At 56.8% G+C, this 24,033-nt stretch carries 26 protein-coding genes; 20 read left to right on the top strand and 6 right to left on the bottom strand.

The window, feature by feature from the left end; all coding sequences use genetic code 11:
* Positions 1-20 precede the first annotated feature (20 nt).
* Complete coding sequence (locus tag PWJ82_RS09560; protein WP_425536585.1) at positions 21-143, bottom strand: DUF4357 domain-containing protein; 123 nt, start codon at positions 141-143, stop codon at positions 21-23.
* Between the two features lie 1,045 nt (positions 144-1,188).
* On the bottom strand, positions 1,189-2,100 hold the full coding sequence (locus tag PWJ82_RS03300) for an exonuclease domain-containing protein (protein WP_274735321.1): 912 nt from the start codon (positions 2,098-2,100) through the stop codon (positions 1,189-1,191).
* A 399-nt stretch (positions 2,101-2,499) separates the two neighbouring features.
* On the opposite strand from PWJ82_RS03300, the gene PWJ82_RS03295 reads away from it, so the two are divergent.
* Genes PWJ82_RS03295 through PWJ82_RS03250 form a run of 10 tightly spaced genes read left to right on the top strand, consistent with a single transcriptional unit; the run spans position 2,500 to position 7,537 of the window.
* Complete coding sequence (locus PWJ82_RS03295; RefSeq protein WP_180948897.1) at positions 2,500-3,318, top strand: tyrosine-type recombinase/integrase; 819 nt, start codon at positions 2,500-2,502, stop codon at positions 3,316-3,318.
* 12 nt (positions 3,319-3,330) lie between these two features.
* Positions 3,331-4,212, top strand: coding sequence for a ParA family protein (locus PWJ82_RS03290; protein ID WP_101657641.1), 882 nt, complete (start codon positions 3,331-3,333; stop codon positions 4,210-4,212).
* Positions 4,209-4,694 carry a class I SAM-dependent methyltransferase gene (locus PWJ82_RS03285; protein WP_101657640.1) on the top strand — a complete coding sequence of 162 codons (486 nt, stop codon included), beginning with the start codon at positions 4,209-4,211 and terminating at the stop codon, positions 4,692-4,694. The genes PWJ82_RS03290 and PWJ82_RS03285 overlap by 4 nt, the downstream gene beginning before the upstream one ends.
* A complete protein-coding gene (locus PWJ82_RS03280) occupies positions 4,691-4,999 on the top strand; it encodes a hypothetical protein (RefSeq protein WP_101657639.1) in 309 nt (102 codons plus the stop codon). The genes PWJ82_RS03285 and PWJ82_RS03280 overlap by 4 nt, the downstream gene beginning before the upstream one ends.
* A gap of 2 nt (positions 5,000-5,001) precedes the next feature.
* Positions 5,002-5,358, top strand: a complete 357-nt coding sequence (locus PWJ82_RS03275; RefSeq protein WP_101657638.1) for a hypothetical protein — start codon at positions 5,002-5,004, stop codon at positions 5,356-5,358.
* A 29-nt stretch (positions 5,359-5,387) separates the two neighbouring features.
* The gene (locus PWJ82_RS03270) at positions 5,388-5,927 is read left to right on the top strand and encodes a hypothetical protein (RefSeq protein WP_101657637.1); all 540 of its coding nucleotides are present in this window, start codon (positions 5,388-5,390) and stop codon (positions 5,925-5,927) included.
* Complete coding sequence (locus PWJ82_RS03265; protein ID WP_101657636.1) at positions 5,928-6,296, top strand: hypothetical protein; 369 nt, start codon at positions 5,928-5,930, stop codon at positions 6,294-6,296. It begins immediately after the preceding gene.
* Positions 6,296-6,520, top strand: a complete 225-nt coding sequence (locus PWJ82_RS03260; protein ID WP_101657635.1) for a hypothetical protein — start codon at positions 6,296-6,298, stop codon at positions 6,518-6,520. Before PWJ82_RS03265 ends, PWJ82_RS03260 begins: the two co-directional genes overlap by 1 nt.
* The gene (locus tag PWJ82_RS03255) at positions 6,513-6,716 is read left to right on the top strand and encodes a hypothetical protein (RefSeq protein WP_101657634.1); all 204 of its coding nucleotides are present in this window, start codon (positions 6,513-6,515) and stop codon (positions 6,714-6,716) included. The genes PWJ82_RS03260 and PWJ82_RS03255 overlap by 8 nt, the downstream gene beginning before the upstream one ends.
* Positions 6,713-7,537, top strand: coding sequence for a hypothetical protein (locus PWJ82_RS03250; RefSeq protein ID WP_101657633.1), 825 nt, complete (start codon positions 6,713-6,715; stop codon positions 7,535-7,537). The genes PWJ82_RS03255 and PWJ82_RS03250 overlap by 4 nt, the downstream gene beginning before the upstream one ends.
* 108 nt (positions 7,538-7,645) lie before the next feature.
* Here PWJ82_RS03250 and PWJ82_RS03245 read toward each other — a convergent pair whose 3' ends face one another.
* Complete coding sequence (locus PWJ82_RS03245; protein ID WP_101657632.1) at positions 7,646-8,725, bottom strand: RelA/SpoT domain-containing protein; 1,080 nt, start codon at positions 8,723-8,725, stop codon at positions 7,646-7,648.
* 45 nt (positions 8,726-8,770) lie between these two features.
* Here PWJ82_RS03245 and PWJ82_RS03240 point away from each other — a divergent pair, with 45 nt between their 5' ends.
* The 4 genes from PWJ82_RS03240 (at position 8,771) to PWJ82_RS03225 (ending at position 15,676) form a co-directional block, all read left to right on the top strand.
* Complete coding sequence (locus PWJ82_RS03240; protein WP_101657631.1) at positions 8,771-9,226, top strand: Panacea domain-containing protein; 456 nt, start codon at positions 8,771-8,773, stop codon at positions 9,224-9,226.
* Between the two features lie 233 nt (positions 9,227-9,459).
* Positions 9,460-9,642 carry a hypothetical protein gene (locus tag PWJ82_RS03235; RefSeq protein ID WP_101657630.1) on the top strand — a complete coding sequence of 61 codons (183 nt, stop codon included), beginning with the start codon at positions 9,460-9,462 and terminating at the stop codon, positions 9,640-9,642.
* Positions 9,643-10,037: 395 nt separating this feature from the next.
* On the top strand, positions 10,038-10,685 hold the full coding sequence (locus tag PWJ82_RS03230; protein ID WP_180948896.1) for a hypothetical protein: 648 nt from the start codon (positions 10,038-10,040) through the stop codon (positions 10,683-10,685).
* A gap of 62 nt (positions 10,686-10,747) precedes the next feature.
* Positions 10,748-15,676, top strand: coding sequence for a helicase-related protein (locus tag PWJ82_RS03225; RefSeq protein ID WP_274735319.1), 4,929 nt, complete (start codon positions 10,748-10,750; stop codon positions 15,674-15,676).
* Between the two features lie 68 nt (positions 15,677-15,744).
* Here PWJ82_RS03225 and PWJ82_RS03220 read toward each other — a convergent pair whose 3' ends face one another.
* Positions 15,745-16,149: a hypothetical protein gene (locus tag PWJ82_RS03220; RefSeq protein ID WP_145989823.1), complete on the bottom strand. Its 405-nt coding sequence runs from the start codon at positions 16,147-16,149 to the stop codon at positions 15,745-15,747.
* 568 nt (positions 16,150-16,717) lie between these two features.
* Between PWJ82_RS03220 and PWJ82_RS09555 the strand changes: the two genes are divergently transcribed.
* The 6 genes from PWJ82_RS09555 to PWJ82_RS03195 are packed head-to-tail and all read left to right on the top strand — an operon-like array spanning position 16,718 to position 21,695.
* Positions 16,718-17,110 carry a plasmid mobilization protein gene (locus tag PWJ82_RS09555; RefSeq protein WP_407705681.1) on the top strand — a complete coding sequence of 131 codons (393 nt, stop codon included), beginning with the start codon at positions 16,718-16,720 and terminating at the stop codon, positions 17,108-17,110.
* Entirely contained in the window at positions 17,067-18,467 is a 1,401-nt protein-coding gene (locus tag PWJ82_RS03215; protein ID WP_274734337.1) for a relaxase/mobilization nuclease domain-containing protein, read from the top strand. The genes PWJ82_RS09555 and PWJ82_RS03215 overlap by 44 nt, the downstream gene beginning before the upstream one ends.
* Positions 18,464-19,294 carry a PcfB family protein gene (locus PWJ82_RS03210; protein ID WP_274734336.1) on the top strand — a complete coding sequence of 277 codons (831 nt, stop codon included), beginning with the start codon at positions 18,464-18,466 and terminating at the stop codon, positions 19,292-19,294. Before PWJ82_RS03215 ends, PWJ82_RS03210 begins: the two co-directional genes overlap by 4 nt.
* Positions 19,295-19,300: 6 nt before the next feature.
* Complete coding sequence (locus tag PWJ82_RS03205) at positions 19,301-19,573, top strand: hypothetical protein (RefSeq protein WP_101657624.1); 273 nt, start codon at positions 19,301-19,303, stop codon at positions 19,571-19,573.
* Complete coding sequence (locus PWJ82_RS03200; protein ID WP_274735317.1) at positions 19,570-20,013, top strand: hypothetical protein; 444 nt, start codon at positions 19,570-19,572, stop codon at positions 20,011-20,013. Before PWJ82_RS03205 ends, PWJ82_RS03200 begins: the two co-directional genes overlap by 4 nt.
* Entirely contained in the window at positions 20,010-21,695 is a 1,686-nt protein-coding gene (locus PWJ82_RS03195) for a VirD4-like conjugal transfer protein, CD1115 family (protein WP_274734334.1), read from the top strand. Before PWJ82_RS03200 ends, PWJ82_RS03195 begins: the two co-directional genes overlap by 4 nt.
* 110 nt (positions 21,696-21,805) lie before the next feature.
* On the opposite strand, the gene PWJ82_RS03190 is transcribed toward PWJ82_RS03195, so the two are convergent.
* A complete protein-coding gene (locus tag PWJ82_RS03190; RefSeq protein WP_274734332.1) occupies positions 21,806-22,642 on the bottom strand; it encodes a hypothetical protein in 837 nt (278 codons plus the stop codon).
* Between the two features lie 15 nt (positions 22,643-22,657).
* Positions 22,658-23,698, bottom strand: a complete 1,041-nt coding sequence (locus tag PWJ82_RS03185; RefSeq protein ID WP_274735315.1) for a CHAP domain-containing protein — start codon at positions 23,696-23,698, stop codon at positions 22,658-22,660.
* Positions 23,699-24,033 lie beyond the last annotated feature (335 nt).

Genomic DNA, 24,033 nt, shown 5'->3' with positions numbered 1-24,033 from the left:
ACAGCACGCCCCGTGCCTTTCTACGCGTTATCCGCTTCCCATTCACCGAAAGTGCGGCCGTCATCAGCGAGCCATTCGCGCCGGCCATTCGAGGAGCGGCCCAGGATCACCGCGGCCGCGGTGGAGGGCGAACCGAAAGCAATATCGCGCGTGAGAACCGCGGCGCCTTCGGAAACTTTTTATGGAGCCATCATCGACGAGCTTTTTATGCAGCGCGGCGTAGGACGTGTAGGAACGCAAGGTCGATTCGGAGGCGCCACGCAGGTGCCATTCAGCGACGACGCGCGAACCTCTGAGAACGAAATACTCACCGTCAACCAGCTGCATCGTCGCATCGACACCTTTATTGGCTTGGCGCAGGTGGAAAAGCGCCGAGGCGGAAGCGGGCGTTTCCGGAGCGGGAGTCGCGGCGATTGTTGAGCGTGAGCGCAGCACATTCACGCCGAGAATCGGGAGAATAACCTTGACATTATCGAGGAAAGATTCCGCCGAAGCCTGCTGACCTTCTGAGAGTTTGCGCAGTCGCGGGACCTGCTTGTTATCGGGCATAGAGCAGCGTTCGGCGGCCTGAGCAATATCGACGAGGCGCGATTCCAGGTAGCCCCAATGCCCTTCGTTGAAGGATTTTTGCATGCTGCCGATGATGACAACTCGGTTCCACTGCGGTTTGCGCTGGTCGTGGGTGCGTAGCCGCTCGCCAAAATTCTCGGTTTTGCCGATGTAACACCAGGTGTTATCGATGGCGTCCGGATCCGCGCCGAGGAGGAGGTAGACGCCGTTACCGTGGGCGTCCTCGCGCCGCAGCAGCTCGGATAACTGGTCGCGGCGCGCAGAAACGACGACGCCCGTCCAGTCCGCGATGCTTGCCGTCATAATCCCGCCGGGCGTGCCATCCACCAAGAACAGCTCAATCGCTTTGCCCCGTGCCATATCACTAGCGCCTTCCCGTGGGTTCCCCGGTTCCGAATACCGTTCAAGTTCTCGATAACGTTACTGATGCAAAATTATAGACGCGCTAGCGGGTGGCTAGCGGGTCGGGTAGCTGGCTCCGGGAGTGAGCCACGGGAATCCGCCCGCTCCCGTCTCCCCTCCCTTTCTCGCCCCCGCGGTCCAACTTGCACAACAAAAACGGTCCAACTTGCACAACTGGCGTGTTAACAAAGGCAATTTGGAAACGGGATAGTCTCACTAACCTTCAGCTAATCGATTGAAGAATTCATCTTCGCTAACGACCTCAATTGACGAACCGCTTTCACGCAATTGCCTGGCTTTGTGCAACTTTCGCGAGGCCGAGGATCCTTCTGTCCAAGCCCCGGGATTTGGAATTCCAACAACAAGCAAAGTTGTTTTCTTGGTGAGGTTTTTATCGGCAGTACCTCCTACCGCCGAAACAAGTTGCTGCACGGCAGCGCGTTGCCCATGCCTCAACGTACCCGTGAACGCCACATGTTCACCTTCGAGGACCCGTGATTTTCCGTACCGTTCTAGCAAATCATCAAGGACGAGCTGATCAACGAGCACTCCAGCACGTCCATTCTTCCCGTTGCCACCGGTTGGAGGGCATAATTCTTCAAGTCTCTCGAAACCGAATTCTTGTTGCATCCTGGCGAAAATCATGCCCGCGGCTTGGGCGTCTGAACCAGCGTGATGATGATCAAAAGACTTATCCGGGAAGTAATAGCCGAAAACTTGATCAAGAGATTTTCGTTCTAACTTACCTGCCAGAATCTTTCTGGCAAGCCGCGCAGTACAAAATCGTCTATTCAAAATCGGCTTGGTACCATAGAGATCTACCAAATCGGAAAGAACGTACCCGTCAAAGGCCATATTGTGAGCAATAATTGGCCTATCACCGACGAAAGTCGCAACCTGATCCGACACTTGCGACCATTGAGGCGCGTCCAGTACATCAGCCTCGGTAATGCCATGAACCCATACATTTACCGGGTTAAAATAAGCAACTTCCGGGTGCGGTTTTAGCAGCTGATAGTAACTGTCTGCAGGATTCCCATCACTGTCAAAAAGTGTTAAACCCACGGCACATGCAGAACAACGCTGCTCGTTGGCCGTCTCGAAGTCTATCGCTACAAAATCTCGCATGAGCCCTCTCTACAACGGTCGGCGGGAAACCTTCAAGCAACGTAGCCACAAGCCCCTCCATGCCAAAAAGTCCGCCTGGGCTACTTTCCCGACTGCGAGCTAACACGAAGCAGGGAGATAAAATGTATCTTACATCCAGAGCCACCTGAGAGAATCGAACTCTCGACCTATTCATTACAGGTTCCATGCCTTTGCCGGGGCGCTTGAAAACAGCTCAGCACTACGCTTAGTTTTTTTACTCTTCTGCTGGCAAGTCCGGCAACTACGGCGAGTGTCCCCATGCCGGCATTGCCAGCAAGTCCGGGAATTTTGCATCGACACATAGCACGATCAAATACGAGCTTCGTTACATCATCGATAATTCAATACAGCCTTACCGGGGCAGTTACAAATATCCTCATGGAAAAAGACAATCCACGTAACGAACACGTCCTCGATCAGTGGCGTCTGGCGATGGCCGCCCAGTCACTTTCCCAAACAACGATTACTGAGAGAATCCGGGTCGTCGGTGCGCTAAGCAGAGACACCTCTGTAACTGCGCTTGAGATGAAATCCGAGGACATCGTCTCCTGGCTAGCCCAGCGCCCGAGCGCTTCCACTAAGTGGAGCTACTACACCCATTTGAATGCCTTCTATCGCTGGGCATTACGAATGGCTCTCATCAATAAGAATCCCCTTGACGTAATCCCTGCGCCCAAAAAACCGAAGAGCGCACCCCGCCCCATCCCGACCGAACTGATAACCACAGTACTCTCCTCAAACCTCCATATCCGCACGCGCGCGATGATCGTTCTCGCCTATTACGAGGGTCTCAGAACGCATGAAATCGCTAAAATCCGCGGAGCTGACTACGACCCACTAACCACCCAACTAACCATCCTCGGAAAAGGAGGAAAAATGGCTTTCATAGCCGCGCACCCCAAAGTGCAGGAAATTGCAAAACAAATGCCTCAACACGGCTTCTGGTTCCCCGCATACGTGAAAGCCGGGCACATAAGCCCTAAATCGGTAGGATACACGATAAAAACGACGTTCAAGCGCCACGGAATCACGATGACGGCTCACCAGTTACGGCATTCCTTCGGAACCGATCTCGTTGCCAAAGGCGTTAATCTTCGGGTAGTTCAAACACTCATGCGCCACGAGAGTATCCAATCCACAGCCATCTACACCCAGGTAACAAACGCTCAGCAACAACTTGCAATCGAAAACCTATAGAAGGAAATCTCCATGATTATCGCTATCTGCAACCAGAAAGGCGGCGTTGGTAAAACGACGATTGCCACGAATCTCGCACACCGCATCGCCCGCACCTCCAGTGCTCATGTGTTGCTGGTGGATGCTGACCCGCAAGGCTCGGCAACTACGACGCTCGGCGTCGAAGTAGACGCCGATACCTTGACCGTCAATGATGTGCTTGCGGCGGTGTCCGCCGGAGCGCCACCCGAAACAGCCCGCCAAGCAATACTGGAAGTGCCTGGCTGGGGTATTGATCTACTCCCCGCCGATAGAGCGTTGTGGGATCGGGAAAACGACACCACGCTCGGCCGGGAATACAGGATCAAAACCATCCTCGCTCCCCTGCATGATGCTTACGAAACTATCGTGGTGGACTGTCCGCCATCCTTGGGGATGCTCACCACCGGCGCTCTCGTCGCCGCCGATGTGGCGTTGATCGTCACCACGGCACGGGAAACCGCCTGCGATGGCGTCGCGGAAATGATCACAACCATCGCCACTATTAAATCTCTATATAACCCGGCTCTTGAGCTTGCGGGAATCCTCGTGAACTCCTACCAGCAAGGGCGCTTGGACACGAAGCGGTGGCTGACCGAGCTAGAAGCCACTTATGGCGACTACCTGCTCGCTCGGTATATGCCGATGAGGGAAGCATTCCCCCACACCGCAACCAACCACACCCCCATCAATAACGGTGACCCGCTGATTGAGGAAGCATTCAAGACGCTACAAGCCGCCCTTGCCGGCAACGCCGCACCAGCCGTACCTGCCGCGCCTGCCGGCACTCGGGCACCCGCCGTACTTGCCAGCAGTGCCGCACCCGCCAGCACCGCCAGCCATACCAGCACGGCGGCCCTGGGGGCTTGCTCATGAAACCCGTCCTCGACCTCACCTGCGGTGCCAGGATGATGTGGGTAAACAAGCACGACGAGCGCGTCACCTACTGCGACAACACAGCCGAGACCCACACGCTCTGCGACGGCCGCACCCTCACAATCAACCCCGACCAAAGGGAAGACTTCCGCGACCTCTCGTTCCCAGACAACACGTTTTACCTCGTGGTCTTCGACCCACCCCACCTCAACCACCTAGGAGAATCCTCCTGGTTGGCGAAAAAATACGGGAAGCTCGCACCCTCCTGGGAAGACGACATCAGGGCCGGATTCGAGCAAGCCTTCCGAGTCCTACGCCCAGGCGGCGTCCTCATCTTCAAATGGAACGAAACCCAAATCCCACTCTCCCGCATCCTTACCCTCACCCCGGAAAAGCCACTCTTCGGCCACACCGGAACAAGCAGCAAAACCCACTGGATCACTTTCCTCAAAACACCGACCAGTAAAGGAACCCAGCAATGAAAATGACGAAAAAAGACGCACTGCGTTACCTCTCCGACCCAACCGACACTATCTATCGCAAGCTCCTGAGAAACGGGGCCGTGGAAGCCTGGAACGGAACATCAATAAACGCCAGCCTCGCCGAATGCCGTCTCTCCTCAGACGACTGGAAGAAAGCCGGCAACCACGTCATCAAAAACGGCACCGATAAAGACCTCGTGGATCTCTTCTTCCTGCTTGCCGAAGCCCAAGGCATACTCGCGCGGGTCGTCAAACACCTAGACAAGATCAAAGCCGCATACGAAACCACCATGGAAACGGAATAACAATGAAAAAGCCAGACACACACGCGTTGCGCACACTCAAGAAAGCACCCATCACCAACCCCGTCGTCGCTGCCAGCACCGAGACACCCGCCGTACCAGCCGGCAACGCCGGCACGCCCGCACCTGCCGCACCCGCCAGCAATGCCGGTGCGCCTAGCAAACGCGGGGTAGAGAAAGTGAAAATCACCCTCCGCCTACCCCGCGAAACCGCAGACATCATCCGCGGCGCCTGGCTCGCCGACGTCGCCACAGGCAACAGAATCTCCCTATCCGAATGGGCAACCACCATCATCACCGACCACATCAACACGGACGTGACCCCCGTCCCGGCAGGTGCCACACCTAAAGGAATCATCTAACCCACAACCCCAAGATTGGAGACATTCTCATGTATTTCCTCAACCCAACCTCCCAACTGACCACCCAGGATGTGCGTCAAGCGGTACGTAATCTCGTCATCGACACCGGCCTTGCTGAGATCGAGAAGCACGGCATCCCCGATAGTGCCCACGATGTTGAGGACACGACCGGGAAACTCGCACACGACGCCGATGCTGTTTTCGATGCCTGGGTATCCAGCATCATCGAGGCCACCCGCCGACACCTCGCCGACGAAATCACCGAAACTCTCGCGAGCGGAAACCACAAGCGGATGAAGCAAGCCGAACGTTACAGCTCGGAATACAAGGAATGCCTAGCACGGGCAGAAACGGCCCTCGAATGCGATAACCAAGAACTCGCCGACGAAGCACGCTGTGACGCTACACAAGCCTGGGGTAAGCACATGTACCACAAGGCTCAAGCCCTCCTTTGCATCGAGCATTGCTGCCGGATCAGCGACCTCCGGCACTTCACCCCCACACTCGATGACGTGGAAAAAGAAGACAACCCGATCATCGTCGTCACAGACACGGACGGAGACGAATAAATGACCCCCACACCAGAGCAGATTATCGCGGCCACCCGCGAACACTTCGCAAAACAAATGCTTGATCTTCTTTTCCGTATGGGACGGGAATATGACCGGGAAGCCAGCGCTGCTTATGAAAGCCACTCTGAGGCTTGCAGGGAAGCTGAATATGCCCACGAACACGGTCTTTCAGAGCTTGAATATGACGCCTGGGGAAGATCACGCGACGCATACACACACTACGAGCACGCGCGGGGCATGGATCACGCGTGCGGGAAACACCGGATCTATATTCGGGAATTCCTGGACAAGGTTCCTACTCTGGCCGAAATCGGTATCCCAGATGCCCAGCCGGCCGAAGATGCTCCGATGGAGGTGAGTAAGTAATGCGGCCAGAAGAAAACCTTGCCAGCCATGCCGGCAACGAGACACCCGCCGCACCCGCCAGCAATGCCGGCACAGCCGTACCCGCCAGCAACACGGGTATGGATCGTAATGCCGGCTGGAAGCTGCTCGCCAGTTTCATGAACCGCATGAAAGAAAAAGAGCAAAACGGCACCTGGCAAAGCTACCGAGACACTAGCGACGAGGAGGGAGACACCGATGGGTAACAATATTTATCCAGGCAAGAAAACCGCCTACTGCTACACCTGCAAGAAACCCCTGCATTATCTCGGCATCGCCGCACACCGCGCCCTCCATCACCGCGACCGCGGTATCGACTGCACCATCCGCTACACCCACGGCGATGTCTACACCTGGAAATACTCCCAACTCAAAAACCAAAAAGAAAAGGAACTCTCATGAGCATGAGCACCGGCCCCCTGGACGAGGGCACCATCATTTTCAAGAAAATCAGCGAAGACGAAATCGGGATCACCGGCGTCGCCCTCACCCCCGGCAGCCAGGCCGCTGTCACAACAAAAAACGGCGACGTTGTCACTGTTCTGGTTGGTGAGATCATCGACGAACAACAAGGAATCCGCACCGCCACGTTCGAGTGGATTGAGGAAGACCCCACCGAGACCCTTGAGCCGGGCCAAGCGATCTACCGCAAAGACAACCATTTAGGTCAATACATCATTGTTGGACGCGACCTCACAGAGGGTGCTACCGCAACCGTGATCACCAAAAACGGGACACAACATGAGGTAACGGTGGGGGAAATCCAAGCAGATGACGGCACTGTCCAGTCCGCGCTCTACCGTCGTAACTACCCGCCCATCCCGGAAGGGCAAGCTATCTATCGGCACAATCCCGACACCGACGAATACTTCATCGAAGGCCCGAATTTGGAAGAAGGCAAAGACGTCACCGTCATCACCAAAAACGGGAAAACCCACACCGTCACGGTTGATGACGTCATCACGGTCACGGAGGAAGGCACAGTGCTTGCCACCTACATCAAACACAAGCTCACTGACGCCGAATTAACCAAAGGTGGGCGGTGTATCTTCCGGGAAATCGACGGAACCTGGTTCGTCATCGGCCAAAACCTCGCTATCGGGCAAAACGCACGAGTCTCTACCCGCAAAGGCACCCAAACGGTAAAGATCACGGCGATCACTAAGGAAGAAGACGGGATCCAGACCGCCCGATACACGTGGCCGAAAAAGAAGAAAAAATAGGAGCCCCTAACCCAAAACTCCCAGCCCCTAGCGTTGTGTCTAACGTGAGGACTGGGAGTTTTTACGTGGCTGGCAAGGCTGGGCTGGGACATCCTGTTCCGATATGTCCTATGAGTGCGTACAGCGGCGAAGGTTGCTGGTGAACTCGCCTAGGTTTGTTGAGTAATTAGGGAACGCGGCGTGTAGGTACTCGGTGCTTGTGGCGTAGACGAGTACCGTGTCGCGTCGCCCGGAAAACACGTCTTCTTCTTCGTTTTGGTTATACCAATCAATAGCCTGGCTAATATCACTACTGGAAAAAGGCGAAGCGTACAAAACCTGTTCTTCTCGGTCATATTCGAGAAGATACAGGTTAGGGCCAAGAGAGCCGAAAGCCTTCCCGATACTCTGGAAAGTTGCATCTGTTGCGTCTACAAGATCGACGCAAATCTGCTTGGAGCACGGTAACGCTTCGAGCTCGCGTTTGAGCGCTTCCCGACCATTGGGAACATTAGATGCTAACGGGCGGTCTTCCTCGAGAGTGAAAAGGGCCGAGGCCAGCTGGAAAAATCGCCTTATATCTTCGTAGGAAGCGCGCGATCCTGCCAGTTTTTCAGGGCTCTTGTAATCCTGGCCGTATATCGCGCTTGCTGCTTCGACTCCCGTTGCCCACGAGTGCTGGAGTCTCGTCCTGATCTGGATTTCCACTCGAGAAGGTAGTGGTTCACCGGGTACGACGACGATGATGTGACATGAGCGGTAGCCACTATCTTGGGGACAAGCAATATAGTCTTTGATTCCGCGGGATTCTTTCACATCCAAGCGGCGTAGTACTTCGGCTACGGCAAGGTCTACTTGCTCGCAGGTTTCCACGATAAGCCGGCACCCGCCTATGTCGTCCATGGAGCCGAGCTTGAGGTTGGTGTTCTTGCGTGAGAGTTTCTTGAGAATTGAGCTGATTCGCTTCAATCGGAAAGTCACAAGAGAGTGCGGGATGAGCGTGGATATTTGCTGTAGTTCCTCAAAAACAGTACGTGTAGGCTCAATTTGCATAGAACGCCATGCTTGCACGAGGCGGAAGTATTCTTGAATCTCCTCGTCTTCTCCGACGCGAGCAAGGTCTCCACCGTGTGCGACGTACGCCTGCGCTAGGGCTTTTCCGGCTTTGTTAGCTTCACCCCTGGATATAGGCCGCACACTGTCTTGCATGGTAGAATCATAGCAATTACGGATATTGAGGTAAAAGGAGGCGAGATGGCTAAAGTTGAAGATGTAGCAGCGCAGATTCTTGAGCGTTGCGGGCGTATGACCACCATGAAATTGCAAAAGCTTACGTTCTATTGCCAGGCTGCATATCTCGCCGAAACGGGATCTCCTATTTTTGAGGAAGATTTTCGCGCCTGGGTTAACGGCCCGGTTTCTCCGGAGTTATTCAGCAAGCACCGCGGTAAGTTCTTTATTTACCCCGGCGAGCTAACCAGTGAAGCCGGCACACTATCCGCTGACGCACTGACTGTTATTGACGGCGTTTGCGATGAACTCGGTGACTTGACCGCGAATGCTTTGGTCGAAAAGACTCACGGTGAGCAGCCGTGGCTTGATGCGCGTCAAGGTTGTGACCCGCAGTCACACTCCCAGGAGATCATCTCCAAGGAGTCGATCAAGGCTTACTACCGTACACATCCAGTCGTCGAATCCTTGCTGGTTTAGCGGTCATACTCGGTTGAAGGGGCAGCGTTGCGCTGCCCCTTCAACGTTGCGGGGCGCTGCCCCACACCCCGCTGGAGACACCCGTGCCCCCAGACCCCCGCGGGCCGGCCTTGCCCCACAGGGGCAGGCCGATAAAAACACCACCCAATACCACCACGCAACGTCCCAGCCCTAAGAAAACCCGAAGCACGCGGTGACTCCCACACGCCTCACCAGCATGGCATCATGGAAATATGGATATGAACATGTTCGCGGGCCTTAAAGACACCGGCCCAAAAGACGTACACTTTAACTGTCCGGGAATCCTTGCCAAGAAACTGCAAATTCTTGCAGTGGTCAAGGAAACAACCCTGACCGCCCTGATTGTTACTGCCCTGGAAAACTACCTCGAAGAGATAGAAAACCAAGAACAGTAACTGTTGAGGCTGGCTGGTAATGGAAGCAGCCCACCTCACACACTGGGCGACCATATTGGATGCGGCCGTGAGCTGGAGAACGCGCGACTTAGAAGCCCGGCCCTCCAATAATTTTCCCTTTTGTTTTGAGCCGACCCCTTGAGGCACAAAAATGGCGCCACCCCTTGGGTGGCGCCACCCCTATTTAATCCACCCCTTATCCTCAAGGACAGCAATGGACAACAACCCGAAAAACGCTTCCACACCAAAACCAGCGTATGGAGATATGGATATACCGCCACATGGAGGGTATTCTGGGAACCGGAGAGCCAGCAAAAGGCGCAAGGTGACGCCTGCGCCTAGCCAGCTTGCTTTTGACTTAGATGCCCTCATGGGGCTAACAGAAAGGACGAGCGATGTTGATCGACCCGAGGGACGCCGGCCAGCCACTCCAGACACGCGAAGTGTGGAGTCGCTGGGCGCAAAGCAACCCGGACGAATGGGAGGTAGCCCGCAAATTCTTCCTCGAGATGGAAACGTATCTACCCCCGAACTACTACCCGAACGCCGAGGTAGAGACGTGGGAACTCTTCCCACTGGATTGGGACTGGATAGGAGTGGACATGCCCTACGAGTTTCTGACCGATCAGGAGAACTACGAGGAGCTGTACGTCCCGCGGATGAAGGAAACCCTGACCGAGGCACTACTGCGAGTATTCCGGCGCGGCCTGGCGGTGCGGATCGAGGGAACAGCGATGAGCCTGGACGAGTTGATCAAGGAAGACTTCTGGATCGAGTCCTACCAGGTAGCACACCTACCCCTGAAGAAAGTGACGGGCAAGCCGAGGCAGGACGAGCCACCGCTCTTCCATCTGGCCTGGCAGGCAATGGAGGACACGGGCAAGATGCGAGGGGAGATCATCGACATGTTCACCTCAATGCAGACGATGAAATCAACACCGGATCGCAAGTGCCCGGCCTGGGTAGCCCAGTGGCAAGCCCAGAACCCGCCAATCGAATGGGAGAACCCGACAACGCCCTCCGAGATCGAGGGGTGTTGGTAGACCCACCAGTTCCTCATCTACGCACGCGGCCACAAGACACGATCACGGGCGTGCGTGCCCGCGTGTCCGCTAATATTCACGCACTCGAACTAGCCGAGCAGGGCGGGCTAACCGAGCGTGACCTCGAGCAGGTCGCGCTCTTTAGTGGGTGGGGCGGGCTGGCGGAAGTCTTCGACGAAACCAAACCCCAGTGGGCCGCCGTGCGCGAGCGTCTCCACGACATTCTCGGCGAGGAGGGCTATAAGGCTGCGCGGCGCTCTACTGTCAATGCCCACTACACCCACACCAAATATGTCGCGGCGATTTGGGATGCACTCAAAGCTGCCGGCGTTCAAAGCGGTGCGGGACTCGAGCCGGGGTGTGGTATCGGGCATTTCATCGCGCACGCACCCAACAACCTCACCATGACCGGCATTGAGCTTGACAGCACGGCTGCACGCCTGGCCCAGCTCCTCGCTCCCAGCGACACCATCCGAGCTGAAGGCTTCGAGACCACCACGCTACCCCCGGTCTTTGATGTGGCGGTAGGGAACGTGCCGTTCGCTGACCTCGCTTTATTCGACCCGGCCCATAATCCGGGCCGGCACTCGATGCACAACCACTTCATCATCAAATCCCTGGATTTGCTCAAATCTGGCGGCTATGCGGCGCTCATCACCTCCACCTACACCCTGGACGCGAAAAACCCGGCCGCACGCCGCGACATGTATGAGCGCGCAGACCTAGTGGCAGCTATCCGTCTGCCGTCTGGTGCTCACAGTGAGGCTGCCGGAACCAGCGTTGCTAGCGATCTGTTGATCTTCCGCAAACGCACTCCAGGCGAAACTCCGCAAGAGTTCACGTGGGAACACACCCACCCCGTGCGCCTACCCCGTAAAGACGGAAGTACCGCGATATTTGCGCTCAATAACTATTTCCTTGACCACCCCTCGAGTATTCTTGGTGAGCTTGAAGCCGGGAGCGGGATGGGTGGGCGCGACGTGCTCACCGTGCAAGGTAAAAAGACACCCACCGACGTCGCAGGTAGCCTCGCGGCCGCGCTCACCCGCGTATTTACTGATCTTCCCGAGCGTCTTGCATATAGCCCGCAGGTTATTGAGATCGACGCCGAAGCCCTCACCGCCCCGCTCGAGGAGGGCATGGTTGCTGGTTCTTTGCGTCCCACACCTCAAGGCATGGAGCGCCTCGCCGCTAGTGGGGAGTGGGAGAGCGTGCGTCTAGCGAAGAAATACGTTGCCGAGACGCATCGCTTATATGAGCTGTTCACGCTTGTCTCGCGTCTGGTTAGCGCGGAAGAAACCGCGCCGGCCGCAGACCCCGCGCTCGAAGTGCTCCGCACCCAAACCCGCACCGCCTATGAGGCGTATGTAGCCGAGTATGGTGCGCTGAATCGGAATACGAAAAGCATCCGTATCGACAAGAACGGCGAGGAAGTCTTGCGGGTGGCCTACCCGCAAGCCGTCCGAGTCTTGAAGAAAGATCCCCGCCACGCCCTCTTGTTTGCTCTCGAGAAATGGGATGACGAGACAGAACGCGCCACGCCGGCTGATATTCTCACCTCCCGGCAGTTGTATGCGCCCTATACGCCTAAAGGCGCACAAACGACCCGCGAAGCGCTTGCGATGAGTCTGGAGCAAACCGGTGGTATCGACCTTGCCTATATGCACTACCTCCTAGGCTTCCGAGAAGAAGTTATTGGCGGTCAGCTGATCGAGGAGGGCCTAGCATTCCTTGACCCCGAAACCGGCGTTCTTACCCGCGCCCCCGAATACTTGTCCGGGAACGTACGCGAAAAACTCAAGACTGCTCAATCGGCTGCTCAAACCGACCCCCAGTACTCCGTGAACGTGGAGGCGCTTGAGAAAGTCATGCCTGAGCCTATTGACTTCACGGAGATCACCCCGAGCATAGGCGCGAGCTGGATCCCGATCCGGGATTACCAGCAATTCCTGCGCGAAATGCTCGATGACGGCCGCCCGAGCCTCACGCTCACGAAGGACGGCGCATACTCCGTGAACTTGAGCGGCGCCCAGTCCCGTTCCTATGAGCAAGAAACCCGGTGGGGCACTACCGCTATGCGAGCCTCCGACATCTTCGTACGTCTCTTGAATGCGTCGCCGGTCAAGGTTGAACACCCAGACCCCGATAACAAAAACAAAAAGATTGTGGATATGGCGGCCACGGCCGCGGCCGTGGCGAAAGGCAAAGAAATCGAAGACCACTTCAAAGAATGGCTCTTCGCTGACGCCACCCGCACCGAGCGCCTCGTTCAAATCTACAACGAGCGCTTCAACTCGCTAGTGGGCCGCGATTACACCGACATCGGTAGTGGCCTCACCCTACCCGGTCTGTCCTCCTCAATCCAGCTCTATGACCACCAAAAAACCGCTATCGCCCGCATGCTCTATGAACCCACGTGCGGGCTATTCCATGAGGTCGGGGCCGGGAAAACCCTCGCGATGGTCTGCGCGGTCATGGAACAACGCCGACTCGGACTCGTCACCAAACCCCTCGTCGTCGTCCCGAACCACTTGGTGGGCCAATTCAGGAGCGAATGGCTAGCCGCCTACCCGGCCGCACGCCTGCTCACTTTAGAGAGTGAAGACATCTCCAAGGCCAATAAGGCTGAGTTTTTCGCCCGCGCAAGGATGGGTAATTGGGATGCGATCATCTGCTCCCACTATGCTTTCGGCCAGCTCCCCCTGGGTAAAGAAACCATCAAAGTCTACGAGCAGACCAAGCTCGACGAGACTCGCGCCCGTATTGCTTTTGAAGCCGCTCAATCCGGCGATGTCTCTGTCTCTAAGCTGGAGAGCAAAATGCTTGAGAGCGAAGCGTCAATTAAGCGCGAGATCAACGACGCCCAAAACCAGCACGACGAAACCCTTTTGTCGTTTGAGTCTCTCGGCGTCGACTATTTGGTCGTCGATGAGGCCCACGCCTATAAAAACCTGCCCGTCAAAGGAGCGGAGAAATTCGCGGGCCTGCTCGGCGGCACGTCGTCGCGTGCCCTCGACCTCGACATGAAAATCAACTACCTACGCTCCCAGGGAAGGGAGCGTATCTGCACGCTCGCCACCGCCACCCCGGTAGCCAACTCGATGGGCGAGATGTGGGTGATGATGCACTACCTACGCCCCGACATTCTCGCCGGTGCTGGCGTCGGTGACTTCACTGCCTGGGCACGCCAGTTCGCCTCCGCCTCCACTGCGGTGGAAATGAACGCCAGCGGCTCCTACGAGGTCAAGCAACGCTTCACCACGTTCAACAACTTGCCGGAGCTGCTCGCGATGTGGCAGACGTTTGCCGACGTCAAACTCACCAGCGAACTCGGACTCAACCTCCCCGAGATGAAAACCCGTAGTGATGGGGAGCGGCGCGCGGAAACCCTCGAGATTGATCTGGGCGGCCCGATGGAAGAATTCCGGGAGCGTTTAGAGGAACGAGAAACCGCGATCAAAGCCGGCATGGTCAGCCCCACCGAAGACAACTATTTGTGCCTCACGAATGACGGGATCACGTTCGCGACCGACTACCGCCTCTTCACCGAGAAAAACGCGGCCGCGCTCATTGGGGTCGATACTGAGGCGATTACCCACCAGAAAGTCGATGTGGTGGCCGACAACGTCTACCGGGTCTGGAACGAAACCAAAGACAACCAGTATCTGGATGAGACCGGGGAAGTCTCGCCCACGCGCGGGGCCTTGCAGATTGTTTTCTGCGATAAAGGCACCCCCAAAACAGACGGCAGCTTTGACATGTACCACGAACTCAAGCGGCTGTTGGTTGAGAAAGGTGTGCCAGAGAGCGCGATAGCGTTTGTTCACGAAGCGAAAAATACGCTTGAGCGCGACGGTCTCTACAAGCGTGCCCGCTCAGGCTCCATCCAAATACTGATTGGTTCGACTGAGAAACTCGGAACAGGCGCGAACATTCAAACGCGGGCGGTGGCGATTCATCATGTTGATGTGCCCTGGCGCCCAGCTGATCATATTCAGAGGAATGGGCGGGTCTTCCGCCAGAAAAACCAAAACCATGAGGTCGCCGAATACCGCTACTGCACCCTCAAATCATTGGATACCATGAAGTGGCAAACCCTGGAGCGGAAAGCCGCGTTTATTGGCCAGGTCATGACCGGGAAATACTCCGGGCGCTCCATTGAAGATGTCGCCGAGCGCCAGATGTCGTATGCGGAAACGAAAGCTATCGCCTCCGGAGATATCATGCTTATGCGGTCGGTTGATTTGAAAAACCAGATCCAGGGCTTGAAGAATGAGCGGGCTGCCTGGCGTACAAAAAACGCCAACATAGCCTCGAACTTAAGGCTCTTAGGAACCACGGGTATGTTCCTGGGTCGCTATGGGGATGCTCTCGAGCGCGTCCAAGAAACCCTCACCAATCCGCCTGCGCCGGTTATCAAGTTCGATGACACGACCGTGACCGAACGTAAAGTGGCCGCAACGCAATTGAATGATGCTTTGAGCGTACTGCCAAGCTATATTTTCCGCACGGCCGCATCGCGCGGCGCGGGCGCTATCTCGTGGAATCCGGTCTATAGCCTGCCTAAAATCGAGATCAACGGCGTTCCTATCGCCTTCGGTATCACGACATCATATTTAGGTAACGGACACGGCCTGGTCGCCGTGCCCGCAGCGTTTGCTCAGCAACTTGAATACTATCGCCGCTATTTTCCCGATAAAAGCGGCCTAGATATTTCCGTGGAGGTGCAGTTCAAAGGAACCACCATCCCGCGCCTGGACTACCACTATTTTGTGAGGCTGGAGAACATGATCGGCAAACTCGATGGTTTGCAGGAGAAGATAAAAGAATACCAAGCCAATATCGAACGCGAAAAAATGCGCTACGGGAGCGAAACGGAGGAGCGCTGGTCGGGTGAGTCTAAACTTGCCACGCTGGAAGCCGAACTCAAAACGATTACCGCGAGCCTCAGGGAAGGTAAACGCACCCAGCAACAAACCATAAACCTATAAAACGCGAGCACGGTAAGGCCCGTACCGCGCGCGGTGTGCGCGGTACGGCCCTTACCTTATAGCTTCCGTTATTGTTGCGGGAAGTGTTCACTCACGCCGACATTTTCGCCCCCATCGACACCGCTTTGATGTTCAGGCCTCGCCTCATCGTCGCCGGTATTCGAGTCACTGTCCGCGCCCGGGGCGTTACCCTCGCCCGCGTTTTCCGTGCCCGCATTGCGGTATTTTTTGAGCAAAAGGCGGCGCTCATTATTATCAAGCGCGAACGCTTGCACGATCTGTTTGACCGGCAAACCCGACTCAACCAGCACGCCGCGTAAGTCCACGAGCGTTGCTCGCAGCTCGCGCAATTCACCCAGCCTTTTCTCGAAATCCGAGACCGCACCGATGCGCTTTTCCAGCTTTGCGTAATCCGGAGCGATCAGCGGGCTGTCTTTCAAGGCCGCTATTTTCTTCCTCACCACAACCACCACTTCAATACCTGTCGGTGTGGCGTAAGTTCCCGAAACAAAATATTACCACCCACCACTCTTCCATTCCACGCGCCCCGCGCGCCCACCACCAACGCCACCACGTTTACCGCCGGAGTGCGTGTCATTTTTGATCTAAAAAATGAACCCACCCACCACCAAAAACGCTACCCAGCTATGTGCGCTGCCGGCGCTGCTCTGTACCATTTTCCCACCCACTCCGCACCACAAAATAATGCTATAATGGCACGGCGGGTGCGCCACAATCATCTGACCGTCTGGGCTGCGTGTGGACATGAAATGTCCACACGCTATGCCACGCAAGACGTGGCGCCAAGCTTCGCTTGGCTAGCGGAATACACGCCGGCGGCGTGTATCTTTTCCGCTGGCCAGGCCGGCTACCCCGTGAAAAAACTTTCACGGAGCGAGGAACGAAAGTCGCCCCTACGGGCCGTGACTTTAGCCCTAGCCGACCGGCTTAGCAAGCTTAGCATTTGAGGATACAAATGCGCTTGCCCGCCGCCGCGGGGTGATATAGTATGGGGACACCCAAACCCGTTAAGGAGGAAGCGTGACAAGCGCGCCATCCTCCGGGAGGAAGCGCCGTATAGAGAAGCATCTCTATTTCGACGCTGAAGAATGGATGCGGGTGGAAGCGCGGATGCGCTCCCTGGGCCACACTAACTTTTCTGCGTTCACGCGCACACTACTGCTCGGCCGGCCCATACCAACCAGGCCAGACCGAGGCCCGCAGGCGGAAGCACTCCTGAGAGAGCTGAACAGGCTAGGCGTGAACCTCAACCAAATCGCACGCAACGTGAACTCTGCTCATGTGGCGTCTTTTGAGCAGGTTGAGGCAGCCAGAAAACTCATGGAACAAAGCAGGACTCTCATCGAAAGATTCACCTCTGGAGGCGGCCGTGGCGGTAACGAAACTGACCCAGATCAAGACGACGCTCGGTAAGGCAGTGGACTATGTATGCCAGGCATACAAGACCAACGGGCATCTTCTTGTTTCTTCGAATGCGGGCCTGTCGTGGGTGCCTGAAGATATCACGAAAGGCTTCATGGCCACCCACGCCGAGGCATCGTTCCATAAGAGTGTTGGCCGGCCTGGGAGCGTTCTCGCCCACCACCTCATTCAATCTTTCAAGCCCGGAGAAGCAGATGCCAACGAGGCACACGATATCGGAATGGAATTGATTCACGAGCTGTTAGGAGACGCCCATGATTACGTAGTGGCAACGCATGTGGATAAAGACCACATCCACAACCACATTCTTTTCAACCCCGTCAACCGCGACACGTGGAAGCGCTGGCGTTGCCCGAAGACCCGTGTCTATGACATCCGCGAGCTATCCGACAAACTCTGCCGGCAGCACGGTCTGTCAGTCATCAAGAACAGGCGCGGACACGGACGCGATAACAACATCGGTGACCTTTATGCCCAAGCGCGTGGCGACTCGCGTAAAGACGATCTGCGGCGCCTCATCGACGCCGCCATTAGCGAGACCGCTACCTGGGAGGGATTCCAAACCGAACTCGTCGCCCGCGGTATCAAAATGGAAACCAAAGGCCAACACATCCTCTTCACGCTCCCTGGCACGAAGCGATCTATCAGAGGTGCAAAGCTCGGTGCACCCTACACCCCAGCCGCGCTACGCGCGCGCCTCGGGCGCACCCAGGTCTTCGAATACGTCGCCCAAAAACACCTTATCGAGATGCGTGAGGACGGCACCATCGAAGTACTCCTACCCGGAACGCGTGGCAGTCTCGCCCTCGTGCTCCCAGCCTCGGCTATCTCTGATAGTGGGGGCGCCTACCGGCTCTATATTGACGCGGGTGCCGAGCTGACCATCATCAACACGAAAGACTTTTCGTTCCACACCCAGATCACCCCACGGCAGCTCTATACGTTCTTTACTCTCCCCGTGAACGCACCCCCAGCTTTGATTACGGGGAAGATACCGCGCGGGAAAACACCGGCCCAGCGCGCCTACTTCGCCGCCATCGACAACCAGTGCGAAAAGCTACGAGCACGGGCAGACGTCGTGAACCTCACCGCCCGCGCCGTACATATGGGCACAAGCGAACTCACCGCATACCGCGATGAGCTTCGCCTTGAGCGCGATAACCTCGTCGAGAAAAACGCGAGCCTCGTTATCGAACGCCAAGCCACGCTTGATGAAGGAAAGTCGAGTGAGGTTATTGATCGGAAGATCGACCGCACCACCACCCGCATCACCACGCTTGAGACCGCACTCAAAAGAATCGACCAACGCACCCAAACCAGGATCCAAGGAAAGGACATCACCAAATGAGTATTATGGGAGGCGAACAAATCGCCAATACAGTTACGGCAACACTCCTGCAAGCTGGCCTAAAAATCACCGGCTACTTCCTCACGAATTCCGTCCAGGCCGTTCGGCTCACCGCCCAAGGCGGCCTCAAACACCTCGCCAAAATGAAAGGCGTCGCGCCCAGTCAGCGTGACCATGGCCGCATGACCATCAAAACGCTCCAGCGCAAAGGTGGGGATCTCCACTCGGCCGAGATCACCCCGGAAAACCTTGCCGCTCTCAAAAAATACTTGCGGCGCACCGGCATCGACTTCGCGCTCGAGCGTGCCGGAGAAGGCTACTTCGTCCACTTCCAAGGAAGCGACGTGGCGCTCATGCAACACGCCTTGGCCCGCATCGAAGCCGACCTCACCCCCACGCGGCAACAGGCTAGCCAGAGCAAGCCGGGCACCGAAAAAGATACGCCGGAAAAAGACACACCTGAGAAGACGGCATCCAAGAAAGACGAGAAAGCACCAGAAGCAGACGCGCCCGCGCAAACCGGCGACGTCACCCAACCCGCCGATACCACCCCGAACGCCGACGCCGCCGCTCTGTCTGCCTCGGAAAGCCAGACACCCCAGGCACCGGCGACGTCGGAGACACTGCCGACGTCAGACGCGACGCCCACCGCTACGGTGCCGACGTCAGAGGCCGCGCCGGGAAAGAAACCGGTCACGAAAGAAAAAATCCAGACCCGCAGCGATGTGGCGCGTGCTATTGAGAAGAAAGCCCGAGCCAAAAAAGCCGCACTCAACGGGCGTCCGCCTGTGCCTGCCCAGGTGGTCTCGAAAAAGATGGGCCGGTAGAATCCCGTGGATATTTTCTGTGCCGGCACTATCGCCAACACCCCACAATGGAACCTCGAACACACCTCCTTGCGGTTCATTATCGAAACGCAGGCTGCTATCAAAACCACAGTGATAGCTAGTGGCCGCCTCGCCCGCTACCTCGGCGAAGAACTCGCATTACAGCGCGGCACTCAAGTACTTGCCTACGGAGCAATCGAGCAAGGCGAAGACGGCGGCATATTCCTCGCCCCCTATTCACTAGCCCCCGACTATTTCCCGGACTGGAGCACGCCATGACCCGCGGGACGTTCACGCTCATCACGGGCGAGCCAGCAGAGCGCGCCCTCGCCCAGCTCCTACGCGGTCACGCTCCCTTGACCGCGCTCACGCTAGCCGAGGCCCCCACTCATCCCGATGTCGCCCGCCTATTGCCCGCCAATGTGGAAGCGCTTGTTTACCGCGAGCCTGGCTTGTGTTTGATCGACACGGCCATCGACCCCCACGCTATCTTCGACACCCTCACCCGCCTACGCACACCAACGACCGATGTCGGTGACGCCGATGGTGTGGGTGTCTCTGTTCTTACGACGTCACACCCACCGCCACTCGCATCTACCGCTTCCACTCCCGACCTTGCCGACACCCAGGAAATCCCGCGGGTTTCTTTCACTTATGAGGGCCGGGCTGATATTGCGGCTGTGATCGAGACCCGCGCGAAAAAGAAAGCACACCAATGACCTACATCCTCACTATCCTCGGCCTCCTCCTCGCCTTCTGGTCGGGCAACAAGGTCTGTTTCCAGGTACGCAGCGACATCGAAGCCGAACTGCCACTCACGGATATTCTCGACCGCTTCTACCTCGATCTCCTTGAGCGGCCTTTCCACGTCTCTTTTCATGAGATCGACGCCGCCGTCGGATTGTGTCTTGCGGCCGCAATTGGCCTGAGTGCCCTCTACCAAAAAACGATGAAAGGCACCCGCCGCGACGGCGCCGAGCACGGCTCCGCGCGCTTCGCCACCCAGGCCGCGATCCGCCCCTACCGCGACAAAACCTATACGAACAACCTGCTTTTTACTCGCACCGAGCGCTTGTCCCTAGACGGTCGGAAAACCCAACGCAATCTCAACGCCCTCGTTGTTGGTGGATCCGGGTCAGGTAAATCCCGCTATTACGTTTTACCCAACCTCGCGCAATTCAATACGTCGTTCGCGGTCACTGACCCCAAAGGCGAACTCTATGCCCAAACACGCTCCCACCTCGAAGCCGCTGGATACAAGGTGCGATGCTTCAACCTCGTCGACTTCAACCTCTCCGCCAACTTCAACCCGCTCTCCTACTTCAAAGATGCCCGCGGTGAAATCGATATCAGTATCCTCGTCGAAAACTTCATCTCGAATACCACCGGGCGCAAACCCGCCACCTCGAGTGACTTCTGGGAAAAAGCAGAACGCGCACTCCTCACCGCCCTGGTTGCCTATATCTACTACACGAAAGGCAACACCGGCACGCTCATCGATATCGTCGACCTGCTCGCGCAAATGCAAGCATTCGAAAAAGAAGACGAGAGCAAGTCCGACGTCGATCTGCTCTTCGAAGCAACCAGCGAGCTAATCCAGGAAGCAGAAATAGCCCGCCAAGACCCCACCCAAGACATCTTCTCCCCCGAAGCTTTAGCCGCGATCGACGGGCTACGCTTCGCCGCCTCCCAATACAATACCTATTTGCAAGGCGCGGGAGAAACCAAAAAATCAGTGATTATCTCCCTCGGAGTGCGGTGTGCACCCCTCCACATGGCACCCATGCGGACACTTCTTTCTACCGATACCCTCCACCTCGAACGCATCGGCTTGGAGAAGACGGCGCTGTTTTTGATCATCCCTGACACCCACGCCGCCTTCAACTTCCTCGCATCCATTTTCTTCGAGCAACTCTTCGAAACGAATATTTATATCGCCGACCACGAAGCTTCACGACGGCTTCCTGTTCAACTCCAGGTGTTTATGGACGAGTTCGCGAATATTGGCAGGATTCCGTCTTTTGAGCGGAAGATTGCGGTCATGCGCTCCCGTGCCATCTCCGTATCCGTGATCGTCCAGAACATGGCGCAGGGCAAAGCGCTCTATAAGGAAGACTGGGACACCATCGTCGGCAACTGCGACTCAATCCTCTTCCTCGGCGGACAAGAACGCTCCACCACCGAATACTTCTCGAAGATGCTCGGCAAGCAAACGATCACCACCACAGATGTTTCTGAGAGCCGGGGCAGGAACGGAAACTGGACACGCGGCCACAAACGCCTCGGGCGTGAACTCATGACACCCGACGAGATTGCCCACATGAGGGCCGACTACTGCTTGTATTTTCTGCGTGGCCTTGACCCTTTCTACTCGAAAAAACTCGAAGCACCAAATGTGTAACCGCAACCAGTCGGGTTTAATCGCTCTCTTCTAAAGGGTCTCCCGACACAAAGAATCCTGGTTTCACGAACCGGAAATCTTTAGTGTCTATAGCTCACTATCCGTCGACATTATCCTTCTCCGAGGAATGCTTTAGCCATGCGCGAGGAACCGAACAGCAAGGTGAGGAAGAATACCGGGCCAGCAATCAACCCCGCCAAATTCGCCGTCAAGGTGGAGAGCATGTTATCCCCCGTCAAACTATTCACGTCCACCATCTCCACTTGGAAATACGAGTAAATCGTGATGCACAAGATGATAACCACGCCATGCAAGACCGCACCGGCGTAACGCCGCAAATATCCCACGCCGATGCTTTTCGTCTCCGGGTGCGAGAGGAAAACAAGCGGAAGAGTTGCGGCCGCACTCAAAATATAAATTTCCGCGAAACGCAACAACACGATGATTTTCACGCCGATAGAGGCAACAATGGAAAGCAGCCACGGCAAGAACAACACCAACATAAGACCCGCCTTATCGGCCATCCCGAGGTCGTCTACCGCTGTTTTCACCGACGCCGGAAGATCACCCCCGGCAACCGTGTCCGGGCTTTGCGCTACTACTCCGGCGGTGATTTTCTCACCCGCCTCATTAATCGAGGACAAAATGAGATCGACATTTGCTATTGCGATCAATATCAACGCGGCTTTCAGCAACGCGAGAGCGATCTGCTGGGTGCCGCTCTTGCTGTCTCCCTCATAACGGGTAGAAAGCCTAGCTAGCTCGAGCACGAGAATAATCGCGAGAATAGTCGCCGCCACAGGCTTTACCGCAACAGAATTGAGGCTCGTGCAAAACTCAAAAGCGCTCTGGTTGTAGGAGGCGATGTCTGTTTTCAGGTCATCAACCCCGCCCGCAAAGCTACCGCCGAAAATCGCGGTGAGCATCGCCAAAATAATCCCAGCCACAACTAGCCCTCCCTGTTAGTTTTCGCTCATGCGGATCACAACCGGAGGCTCTTCCCCGCACCACGAATCCGGGCCGACCGTTGTCCCCATTTTTTCGTTCCACGCGGCAACATTCCGGCCATCCCCTAGCGAGATCGCTACGTGCCCGGGCCAATAGAGAATGTCTCCTGGCTTGGCTTGGCTATAAGGCACGCGCCGCCCATACGACAACACACCCGTCGTGTCGAAGTAGTTGATGGTCACCCCGTGCTGGCGATATACCCAGGCAACGAACCCAATACAGTCCCAACCGCTCGGGGATTGTCCCCCGTGCACGTAGGGCACGCCTTGATAGGCGAGGGCCGTATCCAGAACTGCGCTCGACCCGCCGGGCACGCGAACTATTTCACCGGTCGCTGCCCGCCTACCCAGGTCTGGGTTGCGACGCACAACGATACGCCCGTCATCCAGGAACTTCTGAAGATCGGTGTGGGTGAAGCGCTCGAGGTAGTAGGCGGCGTTACCGTAATTCTCCGTGAGGAGGGTGCCGTCGGTGTTTGCGGCCGCATACCCGACGTGTCCGGCCGGGTGGTCATGCCCAGCCACCCCAGACTTGAACGAAACGACGTCACCGGTTTTGACGTCTTTTGCGTTACTGATAACAGGCCAGCCCGGCAAATTAGCGGTATCTCCCCACTGGGAGCCATTACCACCAGCAGGGGTTAGGTCACCGTGGGTGTAGACCCATTTACCAGGCCCGCCACCCATGTCCCGGTTCACCCGCCAATACACGAAGTCGGTGCAATTCCCGAAATAATAAAGCGTTTCCGGATTCACCGTGTTGAACACCGGCGTCGCGTTTCCTTTACTATCCCTGACTTTGTCGCGCCAGGGGTAGTCGTCTTGGATCGGGAAAGCAACCTCTGGAAGCTCATCATCGACAACGAGGTTAACGATCCAGTTGGGGATGAACGAGATAATCGCGATGATCATGATGGAGGCCACCAGCCCGGCTATCAAGACCGGGGAGGCAGCGATCATGGATACTGTGCTCGCAATGGCGGCTGCGATTTTCACGGACACCACCCGCCCAGCATTCAATGCCCGGGAGGCGAGCCTAGGCCGGTACCCACCCCGGTGAGCGGTAGCCCTGCCCGCTTTCCTGCCAGCCCGCCGGGCCTGCCGACTGCCCGGGGTCGCCCGGCGCAGTCCGGGCACGACACTCGACCCCGAACGCGCAAGCGATGCCGAGCGTACCGGCGACGTCGCCGGTGTCGTCGCGGCGCGGCGAGCCGCAAGATGAGAGACACGCGAGGTGGGCCGGGCCGCGGGGCGCCGGTTCCGCAAATTTCCCCGGGCCCACTTACAGCTTTTATGCGCCCCTCATCGGCCCCCCAACTCGAATACCCCAC

This window comes from Actinotignum schaalii, from assembly GCF_028864145.1.
Taxonomy (GTDB): Bacteria; Actinomycetota; Actinomycetes; order Actinomycetales; family Actinomycetaceae; genus Actinotignum; species Actinotignum schaalii_B.
Note: the sequence above shows the minus strand (reverse complement) of the source record. Positions and strands in the feature narration are given on the sequence as shown.

Excerpts from the sequence above, each read along its gene's own strand:
- PWJ82_RS03270 (WP_101657637.1), top strand. The coding sequence starts at position 5,388 with ATGTATTTCCTCAACCCAACCTCCCAACTGACCACCCAGGATGTGCGT.
- PWJ82_RS03300 (WP_274735321.1), bottom strand. The coding sequence starts at position 2,100 with ATGCGAGATTTTGTAGCGATAGACTTCGAGACGGCCAACGAGCAGCGT.
- PWJ82_RS03295 (WP_180948897.1), top strand. The coding sequence starts at position 2,500 with ATGGAAAAAGACAATCCACGTAACGAACACGTCCTCGATCAGTGGCGT.
- PWJ82_RS03195 (WP_274734334.1), top strand. The coding sequence starts at position 20,010 with ATGACCTACATCCTCACTATCCTCGGCCTCCTCCTCGCCTTCTGGTCG.
- PWJ82_RS03210 (WP_274734336.1), top strand. The coding sequence starts at position 18,464 with ATGAGTATTATGGGAGGCGAACAAATCGCCAATACAGTTACGGCAACA.
- PWJ82_RS03285 (WP_101657640.1), top strand. The coding sequence starts at position 4,209 with ATGAAACCCGTCCTCGACCTCACCTGCGGTGCCAGGATGATGTGGGTA.
- PWJ82_RS03245 (WP_101657632.1), bottom strand. The coding sequence starts at position 8,725 with ATGCAAGACAGTGTGCGGCCTATATCCAGGGGTGAAGCTAACAAAGCC.
- PWJ82_RS03200 (WP_274735317.1), top strand. The coding sequence starts at position 19,570 with ATGACCCGCGGGACGTTCACGCTCATCACGGGCGAGCCAGCAGAGCGC.
- PWJ82_RS03255 (WP_101657634.1), top strand. The coding sequence starts at position 6,513 with ATGGGTAACAATATTTATCCAGGCAAGAAAACCGCCTACTGCTACACC.
- PWJ82_RS03240 (WP_101657631.1), top strand. The coding sequence starts at position 8,771 with ATGGCTAAAGTTGAAGATGTAGCAGCGCAGATTCTTGAGCGTTGCGGG.
- PWJ82_RS03275 (WP_101657638.1), top strand. The coding sequence starts at position 5,002 with ATGAAAAAGCCAGACACACACGCGTTGCGCACACTCAAGAAAGCACCC.
- PWJ82_RS03260 (WP_101657635.1), top strand. The coding sequence starts at position 6,296 with ATGCGGCCAGAAGAAAACCTTGCCAGCCATGCCGGCAACGAGACACCC.
- PWJ82_RS03280 (WP_101657639.1), top strand. The coding sequence starts at position 4,691 with ATGAAAATGACGAAAAAAGACGCACTGCGTTACCTCTCCGACCCAACC.
- PWJ82_RS03230 (WP_180948896.1), top strand. The coding sequence starts at position 10,038 with ATGTTGATCGACCCGAGGGACGCCGGCCAGCCACTCCAGACACGCGAA.
- PWJ82_RS03290 (WP_101657641.1), top strand. The coding sequence starts at position 3,331 with ATGATTATCGCTATCTGCAACCAGAAAGGCGGCGTTGGTAAAACGACG.
- PWJ82_RS03265 (WP_101657636.1), top strand. The coding sequence starts at position 5,928 with ATGACCCCCACACCAGAGCAGATTATCGCGGCCACCCGCGAACACTTC.
- PWJ82_RS03235 (WP_101657630.1), top strand. The coding sequence starts at position 9,460 with ATGGATATGAACATGTTCGCGGGCCTTAAAGACACCGGCCCAAAAGAC.
- PWJ82_RS03250 (WP_101657633.1), top strand. The coding sequence starts at position 6,713 with ATGAGCATGAGCACCGGCCCCCTGGACGAGGGCACCATCATTTTCAAG.